The organism is Halobacillus sp. ABA4_118 (assembly GCF_056160205.1).
The window spans coordinates 978,478-1,002,232 of sequence record NZ_JBSWWS010000001.1 but is presented as its reverse complement, the minus strand read 5'-3'; the positions used below and the strand labels follow the sequence as shown (position 1 = coordinate 1,002,232).

25 protein-coding genes are annotated in these 23,755 nt (G+C 47.9%); all 25 read left to right on the top strand.

The features are described 5' to 3' along the window. Window positions 1-349 precede the first annotated feature (349 nt). A complete protein-coding gene (gene upp / locus ACXAGL_RS04950) occupies window positions 350-982 on the top strand; it encodes a uracil phosphoribosyltransferase (protein WP_027954725.1) in 633 nt (210 codons plus the stop codon). Between the two features lie 39 nt (window positions 983-1,021). Next, complete coding sequence (gene wecB, locus ACXAGL_RS04945) at window positions 1,022-2,173, top strand: non-hydrolyzing UDP-N-acetylglucosamine 2-epimerase (protein ID WP_474990185.1); 1,152 nt, start codon at window positions 1,022-1,024, stop codon at window positions 2,171-2,173. Window positions 2,174-2,652: 479 nt separating this feature from the next. Then, window positions 2,653-4,809 (top strand): S8 family serine peptidase, encoded by a 2,157-nt coding sequence (locus tag ACXAGL_RS04940; protein ID WP_474990183.1) that lies wholly within the window; start codon window positions 2,653-2,655, stop codon window positions 4,807-4,809. 247 nt (window positions 4,810-5,056) lie between these two features. Further along, window positions 5,057-5,275: an AtpZ/AtpI family protein gene (locus tag ACXAGL_RS04935; protein ID WP_027954728.1), complete on the top strand. Its 219-nt coding sequence runs from the start codon at window positions 5,057-5,059 to the stop codon at window positions 5,273-5,275. 1 nt (window position 5,276) lies between these two features. Beyond that, window positions 5,277-5,645 carry an ATP synthase subunit I gene (locus ACXAGL_RS04930; protein WP_027954729.1) on the top strand — a complete coding sequence of 123 codons (369 nt, stop codon included), beginning with the start codon at window positions 5,277-5,279 and terminating at the stop codon, window positions 5,643-5,645. A gap of 24 nt (window positions 5,646-5,669) precedes the next feature. Continuing rightward, complete coding sequence (gene atpB / locus ACXAGL_RS04925; RefSeq protein ID WP_474970443.1) at window positions 5,670-6,392, top strand: F0F1 ATP synthase subunit A; 723 nt, start codon at window positions 5,670-5,672, stop codon at window positions 6,390-6,392. Window positions 6,393-6,443: 51 nt separating this feature from the next. Then, window positions 6,444-6,656 carry a F0F1 ATP synthase subunit C gene (gene atpE, locus ACXAGL_RS04920; protein WP_014644824.1) on the top strand — a complete coding sequence of 71 codons (213 nt, stop codon included), beginning with the start codon at window positions 6,444-6,446 and terminating at the stop codon, window positions 6,654-6,656. Window positions 6,657-6,876: 220 nt separating this feature from the next. Further along, the gene (gene atpF, locus ACXAGL_RS04915; RefSeq protein WP_474969752.1) at window positions 6,877-7,401 is read left to right on the top strand and encodes a F0F1 ATP synthase subunit B; all 525 of its coding nucleotides are present in this window, start codon (window positions 6,877-6,879) and stop codon (window positions 7,399-7,401) included. After that, complete coding sequence (locus ACXAGL_RS04910) at window positions 7,398-7,946, top strand: F0F1 ATP synthase subunit delta (RefSeq protein WP_027954732.1); 549 nt, start codon at window positions 7,398-7,400, stop codon at window positions 7,944-7,946. The genes atpF and ACXAGL_RS04910 overlap by 4 nt, the downstream gene beginning before the upstream one ends. 15 nt (window positions 7,947-7,961) lie before the next feature. Continuing rightward, window positions 7,962-9,470 carry a F0F1 ATP synthase subunit alpha gene (atpA, locus tag ACXAGL_RS04905; RefSeq protein ID WP_474969751.1) on the top strand — a complete coding sequence of 503 codons (1,509 nt, stop codon included), beginning with the start codon at window positions 7,962-7,964 and terminating at the stop codon, window positions 9,468-9,470. A 33-nt stretch (window positions 9,471-9,503) separates the two neighbouring features. Continuing rightward, the gene (locus tag ACXAGL_RS04900) at window positions 9,504-10,367 is read left to right on the top strand and encodes a F0F1 ATP synthase subunit gamma (protein WP_027954734.1); all 864 of its coding nucleotides are present in this window, start codon (window positions 9,504-9,506) and stop codon (window positions 10,365-10,367) included. A gap of 40 nt (window positions 10,368-10,407) precedes the next feature. Beyond that, the gene (gene atpD, locus ACXAGL_RS04895) at window positions 10,408-11,820 is read left to right on the top strand and encodes a F0F1 ATP synthase subunit beta (protein WP_474969750.1); all 1,413 of its coding nucleotides are present in this window, start codon (window positions 10,408-10,410) and stop codon (window positions 11,818-11,820) included. 74 nt (window positions 11,821-11,894) lie between these two features. Continuing rightward, on the top strand, window positions 11,895-12,299 hold the full coding sequence (locus ACXAGL_RS04890) for a F0F1 ATP synthase subunit epsilon (RefSeq protein ID WP_027954736.1): 405 nt from the start codon (window positions 11,895-11,897) through the stop codon (window positions 12,297-12,299). 189 nt (window positions 12,300-12,488) lie between these two features. After that, on the top strand, window positions 12,489-12,722 hold the full coding sequence (locus tag ACXAGL_RS04885) for a DUF1146 family protein (protein ID WP_474990181.1): 234 nt from the start codon (window positions 12,489-12,491) through the stop codon (window positions 12,720-12,722). Between the two features lie 87 nt (window positions 12,723-12,809). Then, complete coding sequence (locus ACXAGL_RS04880) at window positions 12,810-13,520, top strand: YwmB family TATA-box binding protein (protein ID WP_474990179.1); 711 nt, start codon at window positions 12,810-12,812, stop codon at window positions 13,518-13,520. A gap of 34 nt (window positions 13,521-13,554) precedes the next feature. After that, window positions 13,555-14,865, top strand: coding sequence for a UDP-N-acetylglucosamine 1-carboxyvinyltransferase (murA, locus tag ACXAGL_RS04875; RefSeq protein ID WP_027954739.1), 1,311 nt, complete (start codon window positions 13,555-13,557; stop codon window positions 14,863-14,865). A 129-nt stretch (window positions 14,866-14,994) separates the two neighbouring features. Next, a complete protein-coding gene (spoIID, locus tag ACXAGL_RS04870; RefSeq protein ID WP_474969748.1) occupies window positions 14,995-16,005 on the top strand; it encodes a stage II sporulation protein D in 1,011 nt (336 codons plus the stop codon). 370 nt (window positions 16,006-16,375) lie between these two features. Then, the gene (locus ACXAGL_RS04865; protein WP_474969747.1) at window positions 16,376-17,263 is read left to right on the top strand and encodes a peptidoglycan DD-metalloendopeptidase family protein; all 888 of its coding nucleotides are present in this window, start codon (window positions 16,376-16,378) and stop codon (window positions 17,261-17,263) included. 261 nt (window positions 17,264-17,524) lie between these two features. Beyond that, the gene (gene spoIIID, locus ACXAGL_RS04860) at window positions 17,525-17,806 is read left to right on the top strand and encodes a sporulation transcriptional regulator SpoIIID (RefSeq protein ID WP_027954742.1); all 282 of its coding nucleotides are present in this window, start codon (window positions 17,525-17,527) and stop codon (window positions 17,804-17,806) included. A gap of 258 nt (window positions 17,807-18,064) precedes the next feature. Beyond that, window positions 18,065-19,063: a rod shape-determining protein gene (mreB, locus tag ACXAGL_RS04855; RefSeq protein WP_027954743.1), complete on the top strand. Its 999-nt coding sequence runs from the start codon at window positions 18,065-18,067 to the stop codon at window positions 19,061-19,063. Window positions 19,064-19,096: 33 nt separating this feature from the next. Then, window positions 19,097-19,921 carry a flagellar hook-basal body protein gene (locus tag ACXAGL_RS04850; protein ID WP_474990177.1) on the top strand — a complete coding sequence of 275 codons (825 nt, stop codon included), beginning with the start codon at window positions 19,097-19,099 and terminating at the stop codon, window positions 19,919-19,921. Window positions 19,922-19,935: 14 nt separating this feature from the next. After that, window positions 19,936-20,763 carry a flagellar hook-basal body protein gene (locus ACXAGL_RS04845; protein WP_474990176.1) on the top strand — a complete coding sequence of 276 codons (828 nt, stop codon included), beginning with the start codon at window positions 19,936-19,938 and terminating at the stop codon, window positions 20,761-20,763. Window positions 20,764-20,783: 20 nt separating this feature from the next. Continuing rightward, complete coding sequence (locus ACXAGL_RS04840; RefSeq protein WP_474969744.1) at window positions 20,784-21,086, top strand: DNA-directed RNA polymerase subunit beta; 303 nt, start codon at window positions 20,784-20,786, stop codon at window positions 21,084-21,086. A 250-nt stretch (window positions 21,087-21,336) separates the two neighbouring features. Further along, window positions 21,337-22,662 (top strand): FAD-dependent oxidoreductase, encoded by a 1,326-nt coding sequence (locus tag ACXAGL_RS04835; protein WP_474970857.1) that lies wholly within the window; start codon window positions 21,337-21,339, stop codon window positions 22,660-22,662. A 2-nt stretch (window positions 22,663-22,664) separates the two neighbouring features. Continuing rightward, window positions 22,665-23,753 (top strand): class I SAM-dependent methyltransferase, encoded by a 1,089-nt coding sequence (locus ACXAGL_RS04830; RefSeq protein ID WP_474969741.1) that lies wholly within the window; start codon window positions 22,665-22,667, stop codon window positions 23,751-23,753. Window positions 23,754-23,755: the final 2 nt, after the last annotated feature.

Genomic DNA, 23,755 nt, shown 5'->3' with positions numbered 1-23,755 from the left:
TTCCAATATAGAGTTGTCCATTAGTCGTGTGAAGGGCCACTTTCCGCTTATCGATGGATGAATGCCGCGGGCATCGCCACCGATAAGCTCCTCGTCTGCGGAAGGGAAGGGGCTTTCGCTCCTGGCGGCAAGAAAGAAAAAAGGTTATAAAGAAAGAGCTGCCTGTAGACAGGGAGCTCTTTCTTTATGGATTCTTTTCCTTTTCCATCCATCTGTGAATGATTCTTTTCTGCTGTTCATGAAGGAAATTAACATTTTGTAAGGAAATCGAAATGAAATCCGGGTTGCAGGAGAGAGGCTTTTTCAGTACAATTTAAAGGATGTAAATTTTGAGAAGGAGTGAATGGCAATGGCAAACGTTTATGTACTGGATCACCCTTTGATTCAACATAAGTTGACCTACATACGTAAAAAAGAGACGGGGACGAAAGACTTTCGTGAGCTCGTGGATGAAGTAGCTGCTCTTATGGCTTTTGAAATCACGCGTGATCTTCCATTGGAAGAAGTGGAAATCGATACGCCTGTCGTGGAACAGGCCAGAGCGAAAGTGCTGACAGGGAAGAAAATCGGCCTTGTTCCTATTTTACGTGCAGGCTTGGGTATGGTGGATGGAATTATACAACTGATTCCAGCTGCGAAAATCGGTCACGTTGGACTTTATCGTGATCCTGAGACGCTGAAGCCGGTGGAGTATTATGTCAAACTTCCAAGTGATATCGAAGAACGTGAACTGATTGTCATCGATCCGATGCTGGCCACAGGCGGATCTGCCAATGAAGCAATCCACTCCTTGAAGAAACGTGGAGCACGCCAAATCCGCCTGATGTGCCTTGTAGCGGCGCCTGAAGGTGTAGAAGCTGTTCAGGCAGAGCACCCGGATGTTGATATCTACCTGGCAGCCCTTGATGAAAAACTGAATGAAAAAGGCTATATTGTCCCTGGTCTCGGAGATGCCGGTGACCGCCTATATGGCACTAAGTAAACGTACGGCTACTATTCCTCAACAGAAGGAGGCAGCACCATGGCAGAGCGAATTAAAGTAATGACCATTTTTGGTACGAGGCCGGAAGCCATCAAAATGGCTCCGCTTGTATTGGAATTGAAAAAACGCAGTGACGAGTTTGAGCCGATTGTAACAGTCACCGCTCAGCACCGTGAAATGCTGGATCAGGTGCTCACGATTTTTGATATCACTCCTGATTTTGATCTGGATATTATGAAAGATCGACAGACACTGGCCCAGGTAACGACGAGGGCGCTGGAAGGTCTGGACAACGTCATGAAGGAGACGAAGCCGGATGTTGTTTTGGTGCACGGAGATACGACCACGACATTCGCTGCTTCCCTTGCGGCCTATTACAACCAGATTCCTGTCGGGCACGTGGAGGCTGGACTCCGCACGTGGAATAAGTACTCTCCGTTCCCGGAAGAAATGAACAGGCAGCTGACAGGGGTCATGGCAGATCTTCATTTTGCTCCGACGAACAAGTCCAGGGATAACCTGATCGCTGAGAATAAATCAGAGGACCATATTTTCGTAACCGGAAATACGGCCATCGATGCCCTGCAGACGACTGTCCGGGATGATTATCAATCGGCTGTACTGGATGAAGTGGGTTCCAAGCGTCTTGTGTTAATGACGGCGCACCGCAGGGAAAACCTCGGTAACAATATGGAACAGATGTTCAGAGCGATTAAGCGCCTCGTTCAGGAACACGACGATATTGAAGTTGTCTATCCAGTTCACCTGAATCCAGTGGTTAAAGAAACGGCGGACAGCATTCTTGGTAATGATGACCGGATTAAATTGATCGATCCTCTCGACGTCATCGACTTTCATAACTTTGCTTCCCGTGCGCATTTGATTCTGACTGATTCCGGCGGCGTGCAGGAAGAGGCACCGTCTCTCGGTGTACCTGTCCTTGTTCTGCGTGATACGACCGAACGTCCAGAGGGGATTGAAGCAGGTACGTTAAAACTCGCCGGGACAGATGAAGACCACATTTTCCACCTTGCTCATGAGCTTCTATCTGAGGATGAGAAGCATGAACAGATGGCGAAGGCGTCCAACCCTTATGGAGATGGACAAGCATCTGCGCGCATTGCAGAAGCCATCCAATATTATTTCGGCCGCAGGCAGGAAAAGCCGGCAGCTTTTGAAATTGACGAATAAAAAGGAAGCTGAGCTCATTCGAGCTCAGCTTTCAGTCTGTAGAAAAAGTTCATCATAACCAGTTAGAGTTGTCCGTATGTCATGTTGAGAGGGCACGTTCCGCTTATCGGTGGATGCTTGCCGCGGGCACGGCCTCAGCTGACTTGGTCAAGAAAAGCATGGGACCAAGTGGATCTTCGGCTCGCGCTTTTCCCGCAGGCGTCACCACCGAACGCTCCTCGTGCCGATGCCTGTGGGGAGACAGCTTTATCCTATGATAAAAGAGAACGTTGAGCGTAGCTCCTTCGCTATTGCAAAAGAACAGTACAGCTGCTTGCGTGGGAAAGGTCCTATCCATAACCAAGTATTGATGATCGATCCTTTGGAGTCACTAGAAAAAAGGTTTCTCTAAAAGCTGAGCTCATTCGAGCTCAGCTTTTTTTATGGAAGTATAATCGTTTTCTACTGGCAGAAGCTATCCTAAAAAGGAGCGCACCGTTATGAAACTTTTGGTTCCCATAATATCTGTCTTTCTGATGGTTTCAGGCTTTCGTGCTCCCGAGCCGGATGAAGAGGTCACCATCATCATAGAAGTGGAACAGCCTGTGGCAGAGTTTGTTGATGAGCTGGAGCGGAGGTTTCCGAGGCTTGAAGTGGTCGCCCGATATGACACGCTGTTGAATGCCGCAGCCGTGAAGGGCCGTGTGAAAGAACTTGAACAAGCAGCGAGGATGGAAACGGTCAGGAATCAGCACGCTGTCACCCAGTATCAGGCCCTCGCCACAGATGAAATCCCCTACTCCACCCACACGCTCCGTAACGAGATGCAGACTTCCTATACAGGGAAGGGCGTGAAAGTGGGGGTGATTGATACCGGTGTGGACTACACCCACCCTGATTTAACGAAAAATTATCAGGGAGGCTGCGACACCGTGGACTTTGATGATGATCCAATGGAAACAGAAGGAGAGGGTGCGACGATCCACGGCACGCATGTTGCCGGAGTCATTGCTGCGGATGGGGAGATGAAGGGGATGGCCCCTGATGCTGATTTGTATGCGTATCGAGCACTCGGTCCAGGGGGAATGGGGACATCGGTCCAGGTCATCGCCGCACTGGAAGAAGCTGTGGAAGATGGCATGGACGTCATCAACCTTTCACTGGGGAATGATGTGAACGGGCCGGATTGGCCAACGACGCATGCTGTCAACAAAGCCGTGGAAATGGGAGCTGTCGTAGTAGCTGCCGCAGGGAATTCAGGTCCGGATGCGTGGACAGTCGGTTCACCGGCCACTTCCAGCCTTGCCATAACCGTCGGGGCTTCCTCTATGAAAACGAAAGCCCCAGCCCTGGAGATCCCTGGTGAAAAGGAGCGCATACACATCCAGACACTTTCAGGCTCTGTTCCCTGGTCGTTGGAAAAAAAGTACCCGGTCGTTTTTGCAGGGACAGGGGAGACAGAGGTTTCTGATGCCCGCGGGCATATCGTCTTGTTTGAGCGTGGAGGGCTGCCTTTTTTCGAAAAAGCCTTAAAGGCGTATCAAGCGGGAGCGGAGGCTGTGCTCATCTACAATCATGAAGAGGGTTCATTCAGTGGCGGGCTGAATGGAAGCAGGATTCCGATTCCGGCAGCCTCGTTGACGAAGAAGGAAGGGCTGTGGCTGAAGGAAAAGGCCGTCGAGCAGAATCAATGGGTCGAAACCGTCATGCTTGCGGAGGATGAGCAGGTGGCGCCATTCAGTTCACGGGGACCTGTCACAACAAACTGGGAGGTCAAACCTGATCTCCTGGCACCCGGTGTAGCCGTGTGGAGTACAGTCCCGGGCGGCTACACACCCCTGCAGGGCACGAGTATGGCTGCCCCGCACATTGCCGGTGCGGCGGCCTTGTTGAAAGAAGCACATCCGGACTGGACGCCGAAAGAGATCAAAAGTGCGTTGGTTAGTACAGCGGATGTGATGGAGGGAAAAGGAGAGACATTTCTCCCGACGGAACAGGGAGCCGGGGTATTCAATATGACAGAAGCTCTTCAACCACCCCTTCTTTTTCATCAGGAGGACATGGTTATTGGAAAAGTTGAGGGACGGCTGGAGCGGAAAAACCTTGCATTAACCTTGGAAAACCGAACTGAGGAATCCGTAGAGGTCCGGTTTCAACAACCGGAAAGAAAACAGGGGGAGACATGGGAACTGCCACTACCGTTCCGCCTTGAAGGAAACGAAACAAAGGAAGTAAGCATGGGACTTGGGTTGAATGGATCCTTCCTGGAGGAGGGTGTGCAGGAAGGGTACGTGTCCTTTCAAGCAGGCGGTGTGTCTTACAATGTTCCTTATATGTACGTGAATCAGAAATCGACCTATGAATGGGTTTCCGGATTTGAGTTCACCCAAAGGTGGCCGGCTGGGGAAAAGGCCGACTACCGTTTTCACCTTTCGGATCCTGTGGATGGTATTGTTATCGACCTGTATCGTGCGGGGACGATGATGTGGACAGCCACCCTTGCGGAGCTGGAGGAACAGGAAGCCGGCATGGTGGAAGGTGAAGTCTCTGTCCGTAATCAGGAACTGGCAGGGATGTATACAGCAGTGGTGGAAATTGTGCATGAAAAGGAGAAGGCCAGCTATGCCTTTCCTGTATATATAGAAGGGAACCGATAAAAAAGCACCGCAGAACGAGGTTCTGTGGTGCTTATCCGTGGCCTTGGAATCATGGTTGTTTTTATGCAGGAAGATTGTGTCACAATTGTGACGGAAATGTGATCGAACGGTGTCAATCCTTTGTATTTTTAATCACAAACACATTGACATGAAACCACCCCTATTGTATTCTTACATAGTGTGGAATGATAAGGTTTTCATAGGTGACTTGCAGATGCCATCCTGAAAGTGGAAGGGAAGGAAATGATTGAAAAAATACGACCCTCCTTTTAAAGCGATGGCGCTGACCAGCAGTATCCTTTCCCAGCTTGCAGGCGGTCCGCTCGCAGGTGTTTTTTTAGGGAAATGGGTGGACAGTCACTATTCCACTGAACCCACATTCTTAATCATTGGATTATTCCTTGGGTTAGGTGCAGGTACATATGGAACCATTCATTTAGTACGGACGTATACGGGAGACGATTAACATGCAAGGATATCATCAGATGATTACCCGTCAGCGAAAATGGATGTTCTACCTTCTGGCATTATTTGTACTTGGTTGGGGGATTACCCCTTGGCAGCCAATTTTCCTTGGACTTCTGCTTGGAAGTGCATTGAGCTACTACAACCTCTGGCTCATGCAGAGAAAGATCCGCAAATTAGGAGAAGCTTCCTCAGACAACCGCTCCGTAAGAGGGATTGGCACATTTACGCGACTGGCTTCCGGCGCTTTAGCTGCAGTCATCGCCCTTCAATATGAAGAATATTTCCATTTAATTTCTGTAGTTCTGGGCTTAATGACAGCCTACATTGTCATTTTGATAGATTATCTGTTCAATAAATCAACAGTATAGCATGATGGAAGGCAGGTGAACAGTTTGAATCATGAAGCACCGATTTATGAGGATGCGTTTGGTATTGGTTGGCTGGATTTTAACTTATCAAACGTTCTGATGATGTTTGTCGCATCATTGATTGTTTTTATCCTCGGCGTAGCGGCAACACGTAACATGAAGCGTTATCCTAAAGGTTACCAAAACTTCATGGAATGGCTCATCGATTTCATTAAAGGGATCATAGGGTCCAACATGGACTGGAGGACAGGTAGGTTATTCCTGCCGCTTGGGTTGACATTATTTGCCTACATATTTGTGGCCAACATGCTTGGGGTCGTCACGAATGGTGTAGTAGGACACACTCTCTGGTGGAAATCTCCGACAGCCGATCCGGGTATCACATTAACCCTGGCTACGCTCGTCGTCGTATTGTCCCACTATTATGGCGTGAAATTGAGAGGCGGGAAGGAATATGCCAAAGGCTTTGTCCGTCCGCTGCCATTCTTATTGCCATTTAAGATTATTGAGGAGTTCTCCAACACGCTGACACTTGGTCTGCGTCTTTACGGGAACATCTATGCTGGTGAAATTCTGTTGAGCTTATTGGTTGGATTGGCAACAACAGGCGTCGGCGGTTTCCTTGGTGCCACGGTACCAATGGTTGCGTGGATGGGCTTTAGTACGTTTATTGGTTTCATCCAGGCGTTTATTTTCGTTATGTTAACGATGGTCTACTTGTCTCACAAAGTGAGCGAAGATCATTGATATAAAGCATCATAAACAAATTTTTTTAAAATATTGAGGAGGATTTTCATTATGGGTCTTTTAGCAGCTGCAATTGCAGTAGGTTTAGCAGCACTGGGTGCTGGTATTGGTAACGGTCTAATCGTAAGTCGTACAGTCGAAGGTATCGCGCGTCAGCCGGAACTCCGCAGTGCTCTTCAAACAACGATGTTCATCGGTGTTGCACTAGTCGAGGCGATTCCTATCATCGGCGTAGTTATTGCATTCATCGTAATGGGACAATAATCAGGACGAGTATATACGCTTATGGCGAAGTTCAACTCAATCGATCTTCGCCTTTCCTTTATACTTTATGAAAACTTTATACCCGCAAGTCACAGGAGGAAAACTTCGACGGAAGCTGTACAGCCAGCGGAAGCCGGGTTTTTCGCTTGTCTAGCCTCAGCCGGACTGGATGGGGACAGGCAGCGTTCGTGATGATTTGGTGTGGAGAGGAGTGAAAACTGTGCAAGGATTCGCAGCCAATCTGGTCCTCGGTGCTGAGGGAGGACTGTTAATCGGTGATATGATCGTTCAGCTTGTTTTCTTCCTTGGTCTTCTTGCCCTATTAGGGAAGTTTGCGTGGGGACCATTGATGAAAATGATGAAAGATCGTGAAGATTATGTAGCCAATGAAATAAATACGGCTGAAAAAAGCCGTGAAGAAGCTCACCGTATGCAGCGTGAAGCTTCAGATGAACTGAAGGCCACTCGTCAGGATGCACAGAAGATTATCGAAGATGCCCGCAAAACGGCGGGAGAGCAGGAACGTGATATTCTCGATTCTGCACGTTCGGAAGCTGAGCGTTTGAAAGAATCAGCGCGTCAGGAAATCGAGCAGGAGAAAGAAAAAGCCGTACAGGCTCTTAAAGATCAGGTGGCAGGCATGTCTGTCATGATCGCCTCCAAAGTGATTGAAAAAGAACTTTCTGAAAAAGATCAGGAAGCTTTGATCAACCAGTATATCGATGAGGCAGGCGAGAAGCGATGAGTCAGTCGATCATTGCCCACCGTTATGCCGATGCTCTTTTTCAGCTGGGACAGGAAAGATCCAAGCTGGAGAAGTTTGAAACGGAACTGCAGACGCTGAAAGAAGTATTCCGAAGCAGTGAAGAGATCATCTCTTTTCTTAAGCACCCTCGTTTCTCCATCGATCAAAAGAAAACAATGATTGCCGAGTCTTTTCAGTCCTTCTCTGAAGAGATCGTGAACTTATTGAAACTTTTGGTAGAGAGACACCGTGAGGATATTATTCTGGATATGATCCAGGATTACATTCGGATGATGAATGATGCCAAAGGAATTGCAGATGCGGATGTCTATTCTGTTCGTCAGCTTTCCGAAGCTGAAAAGCAGCGTATATCTGAATCTTTTGCACCGAAAGTCGGGAAGCAATCCTTGAACCTGACAAATATCGTAGACCCTTCCATTATCGGCGGCATACGCCTGCGTGTAGGGAATCGCATTTTTGATGGTTCTGTCAGTGGAAAACTGCGCCGTATAGAACGGAAGCTTCTTTCCACGAACAATAGATGATAGGGGTGAAATCGCATGAGCATCAAAGCTGAAGAAATCAGTGCGCTGATTAAACAGCAGATTGAAAACTATGAATCAGATATAGAAGTCAATGATGTGGGGACTGTTATCGAAGTGGGTGACGGTATTGCCCGTGCACATGGCCTTGATAATGTCATGGCTGGTGAGCTCGTTGAATTCTCAAACGGTGTCATGGGACTGGCACAGAACTTGGAAGAAAGTAACGTTGGTCTTGTCATTCTTGGACCATATACAGATATTAAAGAGGGCGATGAAGTACGCCGTACCGGTCGTATCATGCAGGTTCCAGTAGGTGAGGAACTGCTTGGCCGTGTCGTCAACCCGCTTGGCCAGCCGGTCGATGGTCTGGGTCCGATTGAAACTGGCAAAACCCGTCCAATCGAATCTCCTGCACCAGGAGTTATGGATCGTAAATCCGTAGATGAGCCGCTTCAAACAGGAATCAAGGCGATTGACGCCCTTGTACCTATTGGACGTGGCCAGCGTGAGTTGATCATCGGAGACCGTCAGACAGGTAAAACATCTGTAGCGATCGACGCGATCATTAACCAGCACGACCAGGATATGGTTTGTATTTATGTAGCCATCGGACAAAAAGAATCCACTGTCCGCGGAACAGTAGAAACACTGCGCCGCCATGGTGCTCTTGATTACACGATTGTCGTTACAGCAAGTGCTTCCCAGCCTGCACCACTCTTGTACCTTGCTCCTTATGCTGGTGTATCGATGGGTGAGGACTTCATGTACAACGGCAAGCACGTTCTTGTTGTTTATGATGACCTGTCCAAGCAGGCAGCCGCTTATCGTGAACTTTCCCTGCTTCTTCGCCGCCCGCCGGGTCGTGAAGCATTCCCGGGAGACGTTTTCTATCTGCACTCCCGTCTGCTTGAGCGTGCAGCTAAGCTTAGTGATGCCAAAGGCGGCGGCTCTTTGACAGCCCTTCCTTTCGTTGAAACTCAAGCCGGTGATATTTCGGCGTATATCCCGACGAACGTTATCTCCATCACGGATGGCCAGATTTTCCTTCAGTCGGACTTGTTCTTCTCAGGTGTACGTCCAGCCATCAACGCTGGTTTGTCCGTATCCCGTGTAGGTGGTTCAGCGCAGATCAAAGCGATGAAGAAAGTAGCCGGTACCTTAAGGCTTGACCTTGCTTCCTTCCGTGAACTTGAGGCCTTCGCCCAGTTCGGATCTGATCTGGATAAATCCACACAGGCGAAGCTGAACCGCGGTGCCCGTACGGTAGAAGTTCTCAAACAGGGTCTTCACCAGCCACTGGCAGTTGAAAAGCAGGTTATGATCATTTATGCCCTGACAAAAGGTTTCTTGGATGAAATTCCAACCGAAGACATCACACGTTTTGAAGCGGAATTCCACAACTGGCTGGATAACAACCGCAAAGAACTGCTGAATCAGATCCGTGAAACAGGTAAGCTTGCGGAAGACGATGATATGAGCGGTGCTGTGAATGAATTCAAGAAAACATTCGTCGTTTCTGAATAAATGAATCATAGCAGGAAAGGGTGGTGAAACAGCGTGGCGTCCCTTAGAGATATTAAAGGCCGGATTACGTCTACCAAAAAGACGAAACAAATCACAAAGGCGATGGAAATGGTCTCTGCCTCTAAAATGAACCGTGCGGAACAGAATGCTAGAAATTATGTTCCGTACAGCGAAAAAATTGAGGAAGTTGTATCAAGCATCGCCCAGGGTGGTGGAGACGCAAGTCATCCAATGCTTGAAGCGCGTGATGTGAAGAAGACCGGTTACCTTGTCATCACATCGGACCGGGGACTCGCAGGTGCTTTTAACAGCAGCATTCTGCGCCGTGTCTACCAGCAGATCCGCAGTAAGCATACATCCGCTGATGAATATACGTTGATTACAATCGGACGTATTGGACGTGATTTCTTCCGTAAGCGTAATATGCCTGTCGATATGGATATTACAGGCGTGTCCGATCAGCCGGACTTTGCCGACATTAAGGACATTGCATCCAATACCGTTCAATTGTATACCGACGAACGGATTGATCAGCTCTACATCTTCTATAATCACTACGTCAGTGCGATCACTCAGGAAGTGACAGAGAAGAAAATTCTTCCATTGACGGATTTGAATACAGAAGGAAAAGCAGGCCGCAGCTCTTATGAATATGAGCCGAATCAGGAAGAAATTCTTGAAGTACTGCTTCCTCAGTATGCTGAGAGTTTAATTTACGGGGCTCTTCTTGATAGTAAAGCAAGTGAGCACGCAGCCCGTATGACAGCCATGAAGAGTGCGACAGACAATGCCGATGAGCTCATCGGGGATCTGACGCTCTCCTATAACCGTGCCCGTCAGGCTGCGATAACCCAGGAAATTACCGAGATTGTCGGCGGAGCCGCAGCCCTCGAGTAGGAACTCTCGGATTTTTAAAAGTAAGTTAGGAGGGAAAACGATGAGTAATGGACGCGTAACCCAGATTATGGGACCCGTTGTTGACGTAACGTTCGATGATGGACATCTCCCAGATATTAATAACGCGCTTCACGTTCGCTACGAAGCGAAAAATGAAAACGAAAAAAGCGTCGACCTTACTTTAGAGGTTGCCTTGCACCTAGGTGACAATACGGTTCGTACCGTTGCTATGTCATCAACAGATGGTGTCATGCGTGGAACGTCAGTAACAGATGCCGGTAAGCCGATTTCTGTACCTGTCGGAGAAGTAACTCTCGGTCGTGTATTTAACGTAGAGGGCGGAACTATCGATTTAGATGAGCCGCTTCCAGCTGATGTACGCCGTGATCCAATCCACCGTGAAGCTCCTAAGTTTGAAAACCTTGCCACTGAGACTGAGATTCTGGAAACAGGAATTAAAGTCGTTGACCTTCTTGCCCCTTACGTAAAAGGTGGTAAGATCGGCTTGTTTGGTGGAGCTGGTGTAGGGAAAACCGTATTGATTCAGGAACTGATCAACAACATCGCTCAAGAGCACGGCGGTATCTCCGTTTTCGCTGGTGTTGGAGAGCGTACCCGTGAAGGAAACGACCTTTACTGGGAAATGACAGATTCCGGAGTTATTAAGAAAACAGCCATGGTATTCGGACAGATGAACGAGCCGCCTGGTGCACGTATGCGTGTAGCCCTTTCCGGACTGACAATGGCCGAGTATTTCCGTGATGAGCAGGGACAGGACGTCTTGTTCTTCATTGATAATATCTTCCGCTTCACACAAGGTGGTCTTGAAGTGTCTGCCCTTCTTGGTCGTATGCCTTCAGCCGTAGGTTACCAGCCGACGCTGGCAACGGAAATGGGACAGCTTCAGGAGCGTATCACATCAACGGATAAAGGTTCTGTAACGTCCATCCAGGCGATTTATGTTCCTGCCGATGACTATACAGACCCGGCCCCTGCGACAACATTCGCCCACCTTGATGCGACGACGAACCTTGAGCGTAAGCTTTCCGAGCAGGGAATCTACCCGGCGGTGGATCCGCTTGCTTCTACTTCCCGCGCCCTTGATGCGGATATTGTGGGAGAAGAGCACTACAATGTAGCCCGTGAAGTTCAGCGTACGCTTCAGCGTTACAAAGAGCTTCAGGATATCATTGCGATCCTCGGTATGGATGAGCTTTCTGATGAAGATAAACAGACCGTGTCCCGTGCACGTCGTGTCCAGTTCTTCCTTTCTCAGAACTTCCACGTAGCCGAGCAGTTCACCGGACAGCAGGGGTCTTATGTCCCTGTTGCTGAAACGGTGAAAGGCTTCCAGGAAATCCTCGACGGTAAGTATGATGATATTCCTGAGGATGCCTTCCGACTAGTTGGACGCATCGAAGAAGTCGTTGAGAAATCAAAACAAATGCAATAAACAACTCTGAAGGTTAAGATGCTCCCCATGGAGCATCTTACACCCCTTCATGAGATCGCCAAGGAGGAATACGTATGAGCACACTAACGGTGAGTGTAGTCACTCCTGACGGCCCGGTGTTGGAAGATGCATTTGAAATGGTAAGCTGTAAGGCAGAGAGCGGCGAACTTGGAGTCCTTCCGGGACATATTCCAATGGTGGCGCCTTTGACCATCAGTGCTGTCCGTCTAAAAGGCGAAGGAAGATCTGAACGAATTGCTGTCAGCGGCGGTTTTTTAGAAGTGCGCCCGGATAAAGTGACCATCCTTGCGCAGTCTGCTGAAAAACCAACGGATATAGATGCCGATCGTGCCCGTATGGCTAAAGAACGTGCAGAACGACGCCTTCAGGATAAGCAGGCCGATATTGATTTCCAACGGGCTGAAATGGCCCTTAAGCGAGCCATTAATCGTTTAGACGTTATTGAAAACAATTTCTAACTGCTTTCATTATGAGAGCAGTTTTTTTGTGAAAAGCTTGAGGCAGTCAGATGAATTGTCATTCCCCTGTAACTATGATGGAATATAGGGGATATTCTCGATATTCCCCGGGAAATACAAAGGCTGCGGCTTTTTTGTCGTTATGCCCGTATGATTAAAGGACTGGTAGATGAAGGAGGGTGAACAGACATGGAACAATATTTTGCCGAAGAAGCACTGATGAGCATGACCTCCCATTTGATTTTCATCATTATTACATGGCGTGCTCTGCAGTCGGTTAACTTTGATGCGTTCTTCCGAAAAAAACGCGTCTTTGAAGCAAGAGCTCTCCTTATTATAATCACGATTGCCCTTGGGACGACTGTCAGTAATTTTTTCCTCGACTTTCTATCGTGGTCAAACAGTCTTGTGTACTTGTTTTAATGTCTAATGCTGTTAGGAATTGTATCGTATGATTGTGCCTGTCCCTGGTCAAACTGAAAGTAAGACGATGCTTGGGGAGGCATAAACATGTGGAAGAATATTTTGGCCGGTGTGCTGGCAGCTGCCATTGTAGGAACAGGTGCTTATCCACAGGAAATGACACAGGAGCAGGAACCACTGATGATGTTTGCGTCATTTGCTGAGGATAAGCAGCTCAACGTAGAAGAATGGACCATGATGATGAAACGGAAGGTTTCCGCAGAACGATCCGGAGAAATCATGGAAAGGATTTTAGAGCAGGGGCAGCATCAGGATGTTTCCCATGAGGAAACGGCACAGGCGGAAAAATGGATTGTCACAAACCGTCACAAAAATAAAAAGATCGTCGAAACATATAGTATGATTTCTCCCAGAAATATGAAGAACAAGGTAGAATTGGTTTATTCTATTCAGGGAGAGGGAACATCTTCTCTGACACAGGACTTGTTCCTTAGTGTGGAAGATGTAAAAAGTCGATATTTCTCTAAATCTGCTACAATTTTCTCTTGTCTTAAGGCCGTAAGCAATGGTATTATAGACGATGTTTTAGTGTATGAAAAATTCAAAGAAACTTTCGACGTAGCAACAATAGATGAAATCGACGAGAATGGCTGGACGAGCAGATCCGGCTGGACAGAGAAATGGGCTCAGTCAATACCCTCAGGTAAACAATCAATGAATGTTCAATTCGCCACAAGAACTTTGGGCGGGGAGACAAACATCACTATTGGCACACCCATTATTACTGCTGAATATTAATAATAGTGAATATGGACGCGGAGGAGAATGAACCTTGGAAAAAATCATCGTCCGTGGTGGGAGGCAGCTGAATGGTACCGTTAAAGCTGAAGGTGCTAAGAATGCCGTACTGCCTGTCATCGCAGCAAGTATTATCGCAAGTGAAGGAAAAAGCGTACTACACGAAGTACCTACTCTAGCTGATGTATATACGATCAACGAAGTGATTCGACATATGAACGCAGATGTCAATATGGTGGGGAACACTGTCACTGTAGACGCCTCAGGTGAGCTGCTGACAGAAGCTCCGATCGAGTATGTAAGGAAAATGCGTGCTTCTGTTCTTGTACTGGGACCACTTTTGGCCCGCTATGGCCATGCTAAGGTAGCCATGCCTGGCGGCTGTGCTATCGGATCACGTCCTATCGACCAGCACCTCAAAGGCTTTGAAGCCATGGGAGCTGATGTTACTGTAGGAAACGGGTATGTCGAAGCGGAAGTAAAAGGCCGTCTCAAAGGTGCAAAAATCTATTTTGATGTTCCAAGTGTAGGGGCGACAGAAAACGTCATGATGGCGGCAGCTCTTGCAGAAGGAACGACTACTTTGGAAAACTGTGCCAAAGAACCTGAAATCGTTGACCTTGCCAACTACTTGAACAAAATGGGCGCCCACATTGTAGGCGCAGGTACGGAAACCATCCGTATCGAAGGTGTGGAAAAGCTTTACGGAGCCGAACACACCATTATTCCGGACCGTATCGAAGCAGGAACCTTCATGGTAGCTGCAGCGATTACCGGCGGAAACGTTCTAGTACAAGGTGCTATGCATGAACACCTGAGATCCCTTGTCGCCAAGATGGAGGAAATGGGTGTTATCATCGAAGAAGAGGATGAAGGTCTGCGTGTGATCGGCCCTGATATTTTGAAGGCGACGGATATCAAGACGATGCCGCACCCTGGATTCCCGACAGATATGCAGTCTCAAATGATGGCTTTAATGCTGAATGCTACTGGAACGAGTGTCATTACAGAAACTGTTTTTGAGAACCGTTTTATGCACGTGGAGGAATTCCGCCGCATGAACGCAAGTATCAAAATCGAAGGGCGCAGTGTAATTATTGAAGGACCATCCTCACTGCAGGGCGCAGAAGTAGCTGCGACAGACCTGCGTGCAGGTGCAGCCCTGATTCTTGCGGGTCTTGTTTCTGAAGGATACACAAGAGTGACAGAGCTTAAGCACCTGGACCGTGGATATGTAGACTTCGCAGAAAAATTAGCTCAACTCGGCGCTGACATCGAACGCGTGAAAGAAGAAGATGCCTACAGCGAAGAGCACGAACCAAGTGAATCTGTATCGACCTTATAATATACATTTTTACAGCCTGCCTGTTTCAATATATTTGAAATAGGCAGGCATTTTTTGTTCTATCATCTTTCATTTCTGGATACATTTTTAGTAGAGGATTTTACTATGTGTACAGCCAGGAGGGTGCGGATGAAAAAAAACAATCGAACAGGTCTGATGGTTGTTCTCGGCTTAATGATCACCATACTTGTCCTACCGACTTTAATCGTTATCCCCTTCACGAGTCCTGCGGATACATCAGAGGTGGAAGAAGCAGAACCGAAGGAGAAACAGGGAGAGGAGGAGTCTCCATTCCTTGTGAAGGTTCTGCGTTCCCAGACAGACCAGGTGGAAGAAGTCCCATTGGAGACGTATGTAGCGAGGGTGGTGGCTTCAGAAATGCCGGTCAACTTTGAATTGGAAGCCTTGAAGGCTCAAGCGCTGGCAGCAAGGACGTACATCACCCGTCATATGATTGAAGGAGCTCAGGTGTCAGAAGCAGCCGATGTTACAGACACGGTCACCCACCAGGTATATAAGAATGAGGATGAGCTCAGAGGCCAGTGGCAGGATGCGTTTAACAGCAACATGGAAAAGATTGAACAGGCGGTAAAAGCCACTCAGGGGGAAATCATCACCTATGATCACAAACCGATTACGGCTTCTTTTTTTTCCACGAGTAATGGCTACACCGAAAATGCAGGCGATTACTGGGAGCACGACATCCCTTACCTGCAGAGCGTAGAAAGTCCGTGGGATGAAGATTCTCCGAAATTCGCTGATCAGAAAATTGTTTCCACAGCGGAACTGGAGCAGACGCTCGGCATAGCCATGGATGGATCGATTCAGACGTCCACGATGACCAAAACAGAAGGCAATCGGGTGGATGAAGTTCATTTCGGCAGCCAGACTTTCTCAGGAAGGGAAATCCGCGAGAAATTCGGCTTGTCTTCAAGTGATTTCACAATCGAACAAAAAGGCGATCATGTCATTTTCACAACCAAAGGATACGGTCACGGAGTGGGGATGAGTCAATACGGAGCCAACGGTATGGCGAAAACAGGGAAGAATTATAAAGACATCATCCACCATTATTACCAGGATACTGAAATCAGCCCCTTAAGCACCCAGACCGCCCTCCTCAGCTCAGCAGCCGAATAAGGATGAAGCAAAAAGCCGGATCCCCGGCTTTTTTTCTTTTTAAACTAAGCTCTGTTAAAGTCTGTTGCTGATATTTCAAACGATTACTATATCGTCTCCGTCTGAATTTAGGGGTCCGGCCCGTTGTTTACTCAGAGCATGGGATGGCAGGGAAAACCGTCCGCTTTCCGTGGGGAATGATGAGCCCCACGGAAAGCGACTCCTCCCCAAACGCCCCTCATATACATCCAATTCTCGAAATCAGATATTCATGGACCGTCCTATACAGTAAATCATCACCATGGTGGTTTTGCCTTCATCTGTAAAATTTTTCATCACCGATGTATAGATTGGACAAGATCTGTTCAGAATGGTTTTTGAGGTGATAAACATGAAAGATGAAGGTAAAAAAAGCGTGACTAAATTAAAGTTCAAACGCTTGATGCGCAAGAAGTGGTTGTATCCAGCTTTGTATTTGTCCGTAGCTGCTTTAGTCCTTGTCGGCGTATTCTGGTATCAGCAGAGTGCCAATGATGTAGAAAACCAGATTGCTGACCAGCAGAAATCGCAGAGTCAGGATGAATTCCTTGTCAATGAAGATGGAGAGTCTGTACCCGTTATGGACCACCAGGAAAATCTGCAGATGCCTGTGGCTGACGAAAAGACAGCTTCCATCGTAACAAAATTCTACGACTACGAAGCTTCTGAGCAAGATCAAGAAAGTGCACTGGTCCTATACAACAATAAATACTACCAAAGTGAAGGCGTAGATATTACAAGAGAAGATGGAGAAGCCTTTGAAGTAACGGCTGCTCTATCAGGAACAGTGACTGAAGTGAAAGAAGATCCGCTGTACGGCAATGTTATTGAAGTTCAGCACGACGAGAATCTCTCTACCGTGTATGCTAGTTTAGAAAGTGTCGATGTACTGGCTGGATCGGATATCGCTCAAGGAGATGTCATTGGATCAGCAGGACGTAATTCCTTCGGACAGGCAAGCGGTGTCCATGTGCATTTCGAAGTCCGTAATGACGGTCAGCCGGTGAACCCGGAAGCATTCTTCGGTCAGCCGGTCAGCCAGATTGTGGAAAGTGCAGAAAAAGAGCCCGCTGAAGCTGAGCAGACTGAAGAAGGAACTCCTTCCGACAGCCCTGAAGAAGAAAACGGGGAACCATCGGATGAACAACTGAATAATGAGGAAGACCCGGCAGAAACAGAAGGCGGAGAACAGGCGCCTGATGAAGAAAGCGCATCTTCCATCTCTACAACACAGGCATAACAGATAAGGCTGACAAGAACATTCTTGTCAGCCTTATTTTTTTATTTTTTCGGGCATAAAATTAAGAAATCCGAACATCATGCGCATGCGAAGGCATATCGGGGCGGTTTTATTAATACAATGAGATAACCGAGCACTCGGTAACATCCAGGGTGAAACACCATGAATAGACATCCAGAAGCAAGTACCCCCTCATGTTATAACGGACGCTTTCCTAAACGCCCTATCTCCTTGGATAGTCAATCACAGGAGGCGAGTGGAGTGCATGATTACATCAAAGAGAGGACCATCAAGATCGGAGAGCACATTATTGAAACGAAAAAAACGGTGAGAGTGATCGCCAAAGAGTTTGGCGTTTCAAAAAGTACGGTTCACAAGGATTTAACGGAGCGGCTCCCTGAGGTCAATCCGGAGCTGGCGAAGGAAGTCAAAAAAATCCTGGATCATCATAAGGAAATCCGACACCTCCGTGGTGGGGAAGCAACAAGGCGTAAGTATAAAACGCAGATCATTGAAGAGCAGCCGGTTCAGCCTCAATTGTGAACAGTCCCTCCCATTGTCAAAATCCCTCAAGACTTGGTAACTTTTTTCAACTCCCATGAGACGAATGTCGTAATTTTGTGATAGAATATAGAATTAGATGTGTGATCATTTCAACAAAATAGACTGACTCAAATAGGGAAAACATAAGTTATCGAGTATTTGTATGGCATTGCCTGACAGCATAACGGATAACGGCCATCCGTTATGTGTTTTGTGGTGAGGTAATGATGTTTTTACAATAGGGAGGATCTACAGGACATGTTTGCGAGAGATATAGGTATAGACCTGGGTACAGCCAATGTACTTATCCACGTAAAAGGTAAAGGTATCGTTTTGAATGAGCCATCGGTCGTTGCGATGGACCGGAATACAGGCAAAGTATTGGAAGTTGGAGAAGAAGCACGGCGGATGGTCGGACGGACACCGGGGAACATTGAAGCGATCCGTCCTCTTAAAGACGGCGTGATTGCTGATTTCGATGTGACAGAAGCGATGCTGAAGCATTTTATACAAAAAACGAATGTGAAAGGTTTCCTTTCGAAGCCGAGGATGTTGATCTGCTGCCCGACGAATATTACGAAAGTGGAGCAGAAAGCCATCAAGGAAGCAGCGGAAAAATCCGGTGGGAAGAAAGTATATCTTGAGGAAGAGCCTAAAGTAGCGGCGATTGGTGCCGGCATGGATATCTTCCAGCCGAGCGGTAATATGGTCGTTGATATCGGTGGCGGTACAACGGACGTTGCGGTGCTCTCCATGGGGGATATTGTAACAGCTTCCTCCATCAAGATGGCCGGTGATAAATTCGACCACGAAATCCTTCAGTATATTAAGAAGGAATACAAACTGTTGATTGGTGAACGGACAGCTGAAGATATTAAAATCAGTGTAGCCACGGTGTTCCCGGGTTCCAGAAGTGAGGAAATCGAAATCCGCGGACGCGATATGGTTTCCGGGCTTCCTAGAACCATTACGGTCAATTCCGAAGAAATCGAAAAATCTCTTCGTGAATCTGTCCAGATGATTGTTCAGGCTGCAAAGCAGGTGCTTGAACGCACACCACCTGAATTATCCGCAGACATTATTGACCGAGGGATCATCATGACCGGCGGCGGAGCCCTCCTTCATGGTATTGATCAGCTCCTTGCAGAAGAATTGAAGGTTCCTGTTCTTGTAGCCGAGTCCCCGATGGACTGTGTGGCTACAGGAACGGGAATTATGCTTGAAAACATAGACAAGCGTATCTCTACAAAGTTATAAAAGGCTGAGATATCCGGGAGGAGTGAACGGACGTTGTTAAGAGGTTTTTATACCGCTGCATCAGGGATGATGGCCAACCAGCGGATGCAGGAAATGTTATCGAACAACATATCGAACGTAGAAACGCCGGGGTATAAACAGACCCAGGGAAGTTTACGGGCTTTTCCCGAGCTGCTTTTGCAGCAGATGGGATCGAAAACACAGCCGACGTCAACGGCTCCTGTCGTTCCGGATCAAGGTGAGGTCGGATCTCTTCACACAGGTGTATATCTTCAGGAGACCACGCCTGACTTTTCCCAGGGGGCTCTTAAAGAAACCGGAGTCTCTACAGATATGGCACTTGTCGCAGATGAGCTGCCTGATGAAGACGGTGCTGTTCTTTTTCAAGTGGAGAACACCGATGGTGAAGCCCGTTACACGAGGAATGGGAGCTTTACGGTGGATGGGGAAGGATTTCTGACCACGAATACAGGGTACAGACTTCTTGATGAAAGCGGCAATCCAATCAATACCGCAGGACAAGCGTTTCTTGTGTCCAAAACCGGTATGCTCACGACAGACAATGGCAGCACTCAGCTGGCCGTTTCCTATACACCAGATGCCAACGGGCTTGTCCCGGAAGGCAGCGACCTTTACGTCCCCGGAGAAAATGCCCAGCCTTTAGGGAACGCTCTGGAAAACGAAGGTGTGAATTTTTCCGTGCACCAGAACTACATTGAACGGTCGAATGTAGATATGAACCAGACGATGACAGAAATGATGAACACCTATCGTTCGTTTGAAATGAACCAGCGTGTCCTGAAAGCTTATGATCAAAGTATGCAGCAGGCCGTATCTGAAATCGGCCGCATCCGCTGAGGGAGAGGATCTATATGATTAATCGGTCCATGATTCAGTCAGCTGCAACGATGGGGCAGCTGCAGCAGAAACTGGATATCATCGGGAACAATATGGCCAACAGCCAGACGACAGGATACAAAAGTACCGGAGCGGATTTTGCCTCCCTCCTCGTTCAGCAGTTGAACAACCAATCCAATGGACAAGCCGAAACAGGGCGTTTGACTCCTGAAGGCATCCGGGTCGGGACAGGTGCTGTACTCGGAAGTACGCGCGTGGATAGCAGCCGGGGGAGCCTGAAGGAGACAGACAGAGCTCTGGATGCTGCCCTGCTGGAAGAAAATCAGTTGTTTGTCCTCGATGTCTCTGATCAGAATGGCGGCTCAGAAACCCAGTATACAAGAGCTGGTCACTTTTATCTGAACCCTTTGGGGAACAATCAAGTGATGGTTACAAACGCTGATGGGCATGCGGTCATCGGTGAAGATGGTAATCCAATCATGATCGAAGATACCTTTGACGGAATATCCATCGCTGATGATGGATCGCTGCTTGTCCAGCGAAACGGCACCCAGGAAGTGGAAGGACAAATCCAGGTTGTGGAAGCGTCCCGCCCTCACTTACTGGAGTCCGCAGGTGGAAGCCGGTTCCGGATCCCTGAGGGAAGCGGGGAGGCAGGACTCATCGAGGCGCTTGAAGCAGGAAACATCAAGCTGCAAGGAGGAGCATTGGAACAATCCAACGTGGATATCGGTGCTCAAATGACGGAAATGATGACAGCTCAAAGAGCCTATCAATTGAATGCTCAGTCTATTTCAACAGGAGACCAGATGATGGGACTGGTAAACCAGCTGAGATCATAAACGTAAGGAGTAGAACGACCATGGCGACAGATCCAAAATCAAAAGGTAAAAAACTGAATAAAAAACAAGAGAAAGAACCCAAACGCACAGAAACGGGTGAAAAAGCAGGAGCTCAAGCAGATAAGAAAGAAAAAAATCTCCAGGGGCGCCGGCGTATTCTGCCGATCTGGCTGCGTATTATTCTTGTTGTGCTGTTCAGTGCGGCCGCTTTGATCATTGGGTTGATGGTCGGTTACGGCGTTCTCGGAGATGGAAATCCTATGGATGCTCTTAAGCTGGATACATGGAAGCACATCCTGGATATTGTAATGAAAACTGAATAAAAGAAAGCTTGTACTCTAATCTTTATGCTTTCTTTCAGTAAAAAAGAACGGGCGCAGCAGCTCGTTCTTTTTTTTATATTCCTTCCAGCTTTCCGGCCGATGAAAGATTTCTCCACCGGTTATGGGACGGACGCACTGCCCGGATTTGGATACCATGTTCTGGAATATCGTTGTCGTTTGAAAGGTTTTCAAGTTCCGAATTAGGGAAAGAAAACCATACGGACATGAATCACAACGGGGAGGGTGACAGGTGAAAGCAGAAGTGTTTATCGCAGGTGGCGGTGTCGGCGGACTGGCTCTTGCTGCCAAGCTCGCTTCAAGAGGTGTACACGTCGTTATCGCAGAACAATTAAAAAAAGAATCTCCTGCTTATAAAGGAGAACTTCTGCAGCCAAAGACGCTGGCGATACTGGAACGCCTCGGGGTGCTCGATGAAATAGAGGCGAACGGCCATGCTTTGGATGAACTTCGATTCCAGGAAGTCCATCGCCGGGAAGGGCAGCCTCCGGAAGAAATCAATCTGACTGAGCTGAGTTACAGTCGTGTGGCAACGACCTATGACCATTCCTTGATGGTCCCTCACGAAAAGACGAAGGAGATTCTCCGCAATAAGGGAATGGAATATGAAGAGTATTTTCATTATCTTCCGGGCGCACGCTTCTTAGGGTTTGAGAATGGGATGGCTAAAGTCAAACAGAAGAAGGAAATCCTCTACATCCAAGCCGGTGTGTACATAGGAGCTGAAGGCAGGAGCTCTCCTACACGGGATGCGATGAACGTGGAAGTGAACCGGAAAGACTATAACCATCACTTTCTCACAGTTACCATCCCCCGGCCGGAAAGCTTCACAAAAGGGAAAATCATCACGACCTCCAGCTGTTTCCTCGGCTTATTCCCACTTCCTGACCGCGAAGTCAGAACAGTGTTCCTGATTAAGGCGGGAGACTACAAAAAAATAAAAGAGCTGGGGCTTGAACATCTGTACAAAGCTTACAGTGAACTGGAGCCTGAACTTGCTGAAGGTGTCAGGGCCATTAAAGACTGGAAGACGGTCCAATTGATGATCCCTTTTACGTATCACGTGGACAAATACTACTCAGGCAACCTGGCGATCTTAGGTGATGCCGCTCACACGGTTCATCCGATGGCAGGAGAAGGAATGAACCTGGCTGTTCAGGACGCCGATGTGCTTGGTGAACTTTTGGCGTGGTGCTGGGAGGAAGGGAAATCCTACGCGGATCATCTGCATTATTACGAAGAGGTTCGAAAGCCGAGAGTCGAATTCCTGTTGAACCTCAGCCATATGTCCGCCCTCGTTTATTCATTTAGATATGAGTGGTGGAGGCGTTTCCGCATGAAGGCCGTCCAGCGGATTTTCGATGATGACCCTCTTCATGTCAAGCAAATGCTGAATATATCAGGATTGGGGAAATGGGATTTCACTTTCATTGACCGGGGCATCCAGGGAAATGTCCTGCCCGTGAGAAAGAAGAAAGTATCGGATCAGGAACAGCAGCGCTTCTTGTTTTCTGAAGCTGAGGATTATCCTTGGAAAAGACCAAAGAAAGGGAGATGACAATGAATGAGTGGGTCACAGCTATGCAGGCAAGAAAATGGATGAAGAATAATGAATCCTTTTTACCGGGCTGGCATGCGTATGTTGGAGCGGAGCTCGGGTTGTTCGATGAGTTCAGGACGGCAAGGACGGTGGAAGCGATCAGCGAGAAAACCGGCTATCCTTATGACCTGCTCTCATCCTGGGTGAAAGTCGGTGTCGCCGTCAAACATTTAAAAAAACGGCCGAACAACCGATTCAGGACTTCCAAACGGAAGTGTGGTGCTCTTATGGGAGATGATGCTTCTCCAGGTGTCAAAGCCCTGCTGAAAGAAATGATGGAGCTGCATATCCCGACGATGCTGAGGTATCCCGATATCATCAAATCTCAGGAGCGGGCGGAATTCGATCATGAACGTCACGGAGGAGTAGTGGCTGAGACTTCAGCCCTTCTTGAACATTTTGCGATTAAGAAAATCAAGAAGATGATCCGTGAAAAACAGGTCCATTCCATTGTCGACTTAGGCTGCGGCCATGGAGGATATTTGAGGAAGCTGGCTGCTGAATTTCCGGATGTGCAGATGATTGGTGTCGATATTAACCAGAAGGTCATTGATAAAGCCCGGGAAATGTCCGGGGATTATTCGAATGTCACCTTTCAAGTCGGAGACATCAATAGCTGGACTCCGGAGGATGAACACGTGGATGTGATTCTCCTTCACAATATTTTTCATTACATTCATCCGGATGACCGGCCGCCGCTGTTGGACCACCTTTACTCGTACGTGCGCGCCGAGGGGCTGATATCGGTCATTACGCCGATCAATGAAACAGAGCATGGAGAAGCCTTTTCCTCCGCATTCAACAGTTTCTTTGTGGCTCACTCCAACCTTTTCGCCCTTCCGACGAAAAAAGAACTGCAGGAAGTATCGCAGACATGTAAATTTGATCTATTCGACCTGAGTCCAATCGTTAAAGAAGGCTCGTGGTATACGTTCTGGCTGAGCCCGGCGAGCCCGGTAGAGGAAATCCACCAGACCGGATATTCAGGCGAATCGTCACGATCCCTGAAATCAAACGCCCGCAGCGCCGAATTGACCAGAAGTTCATAACC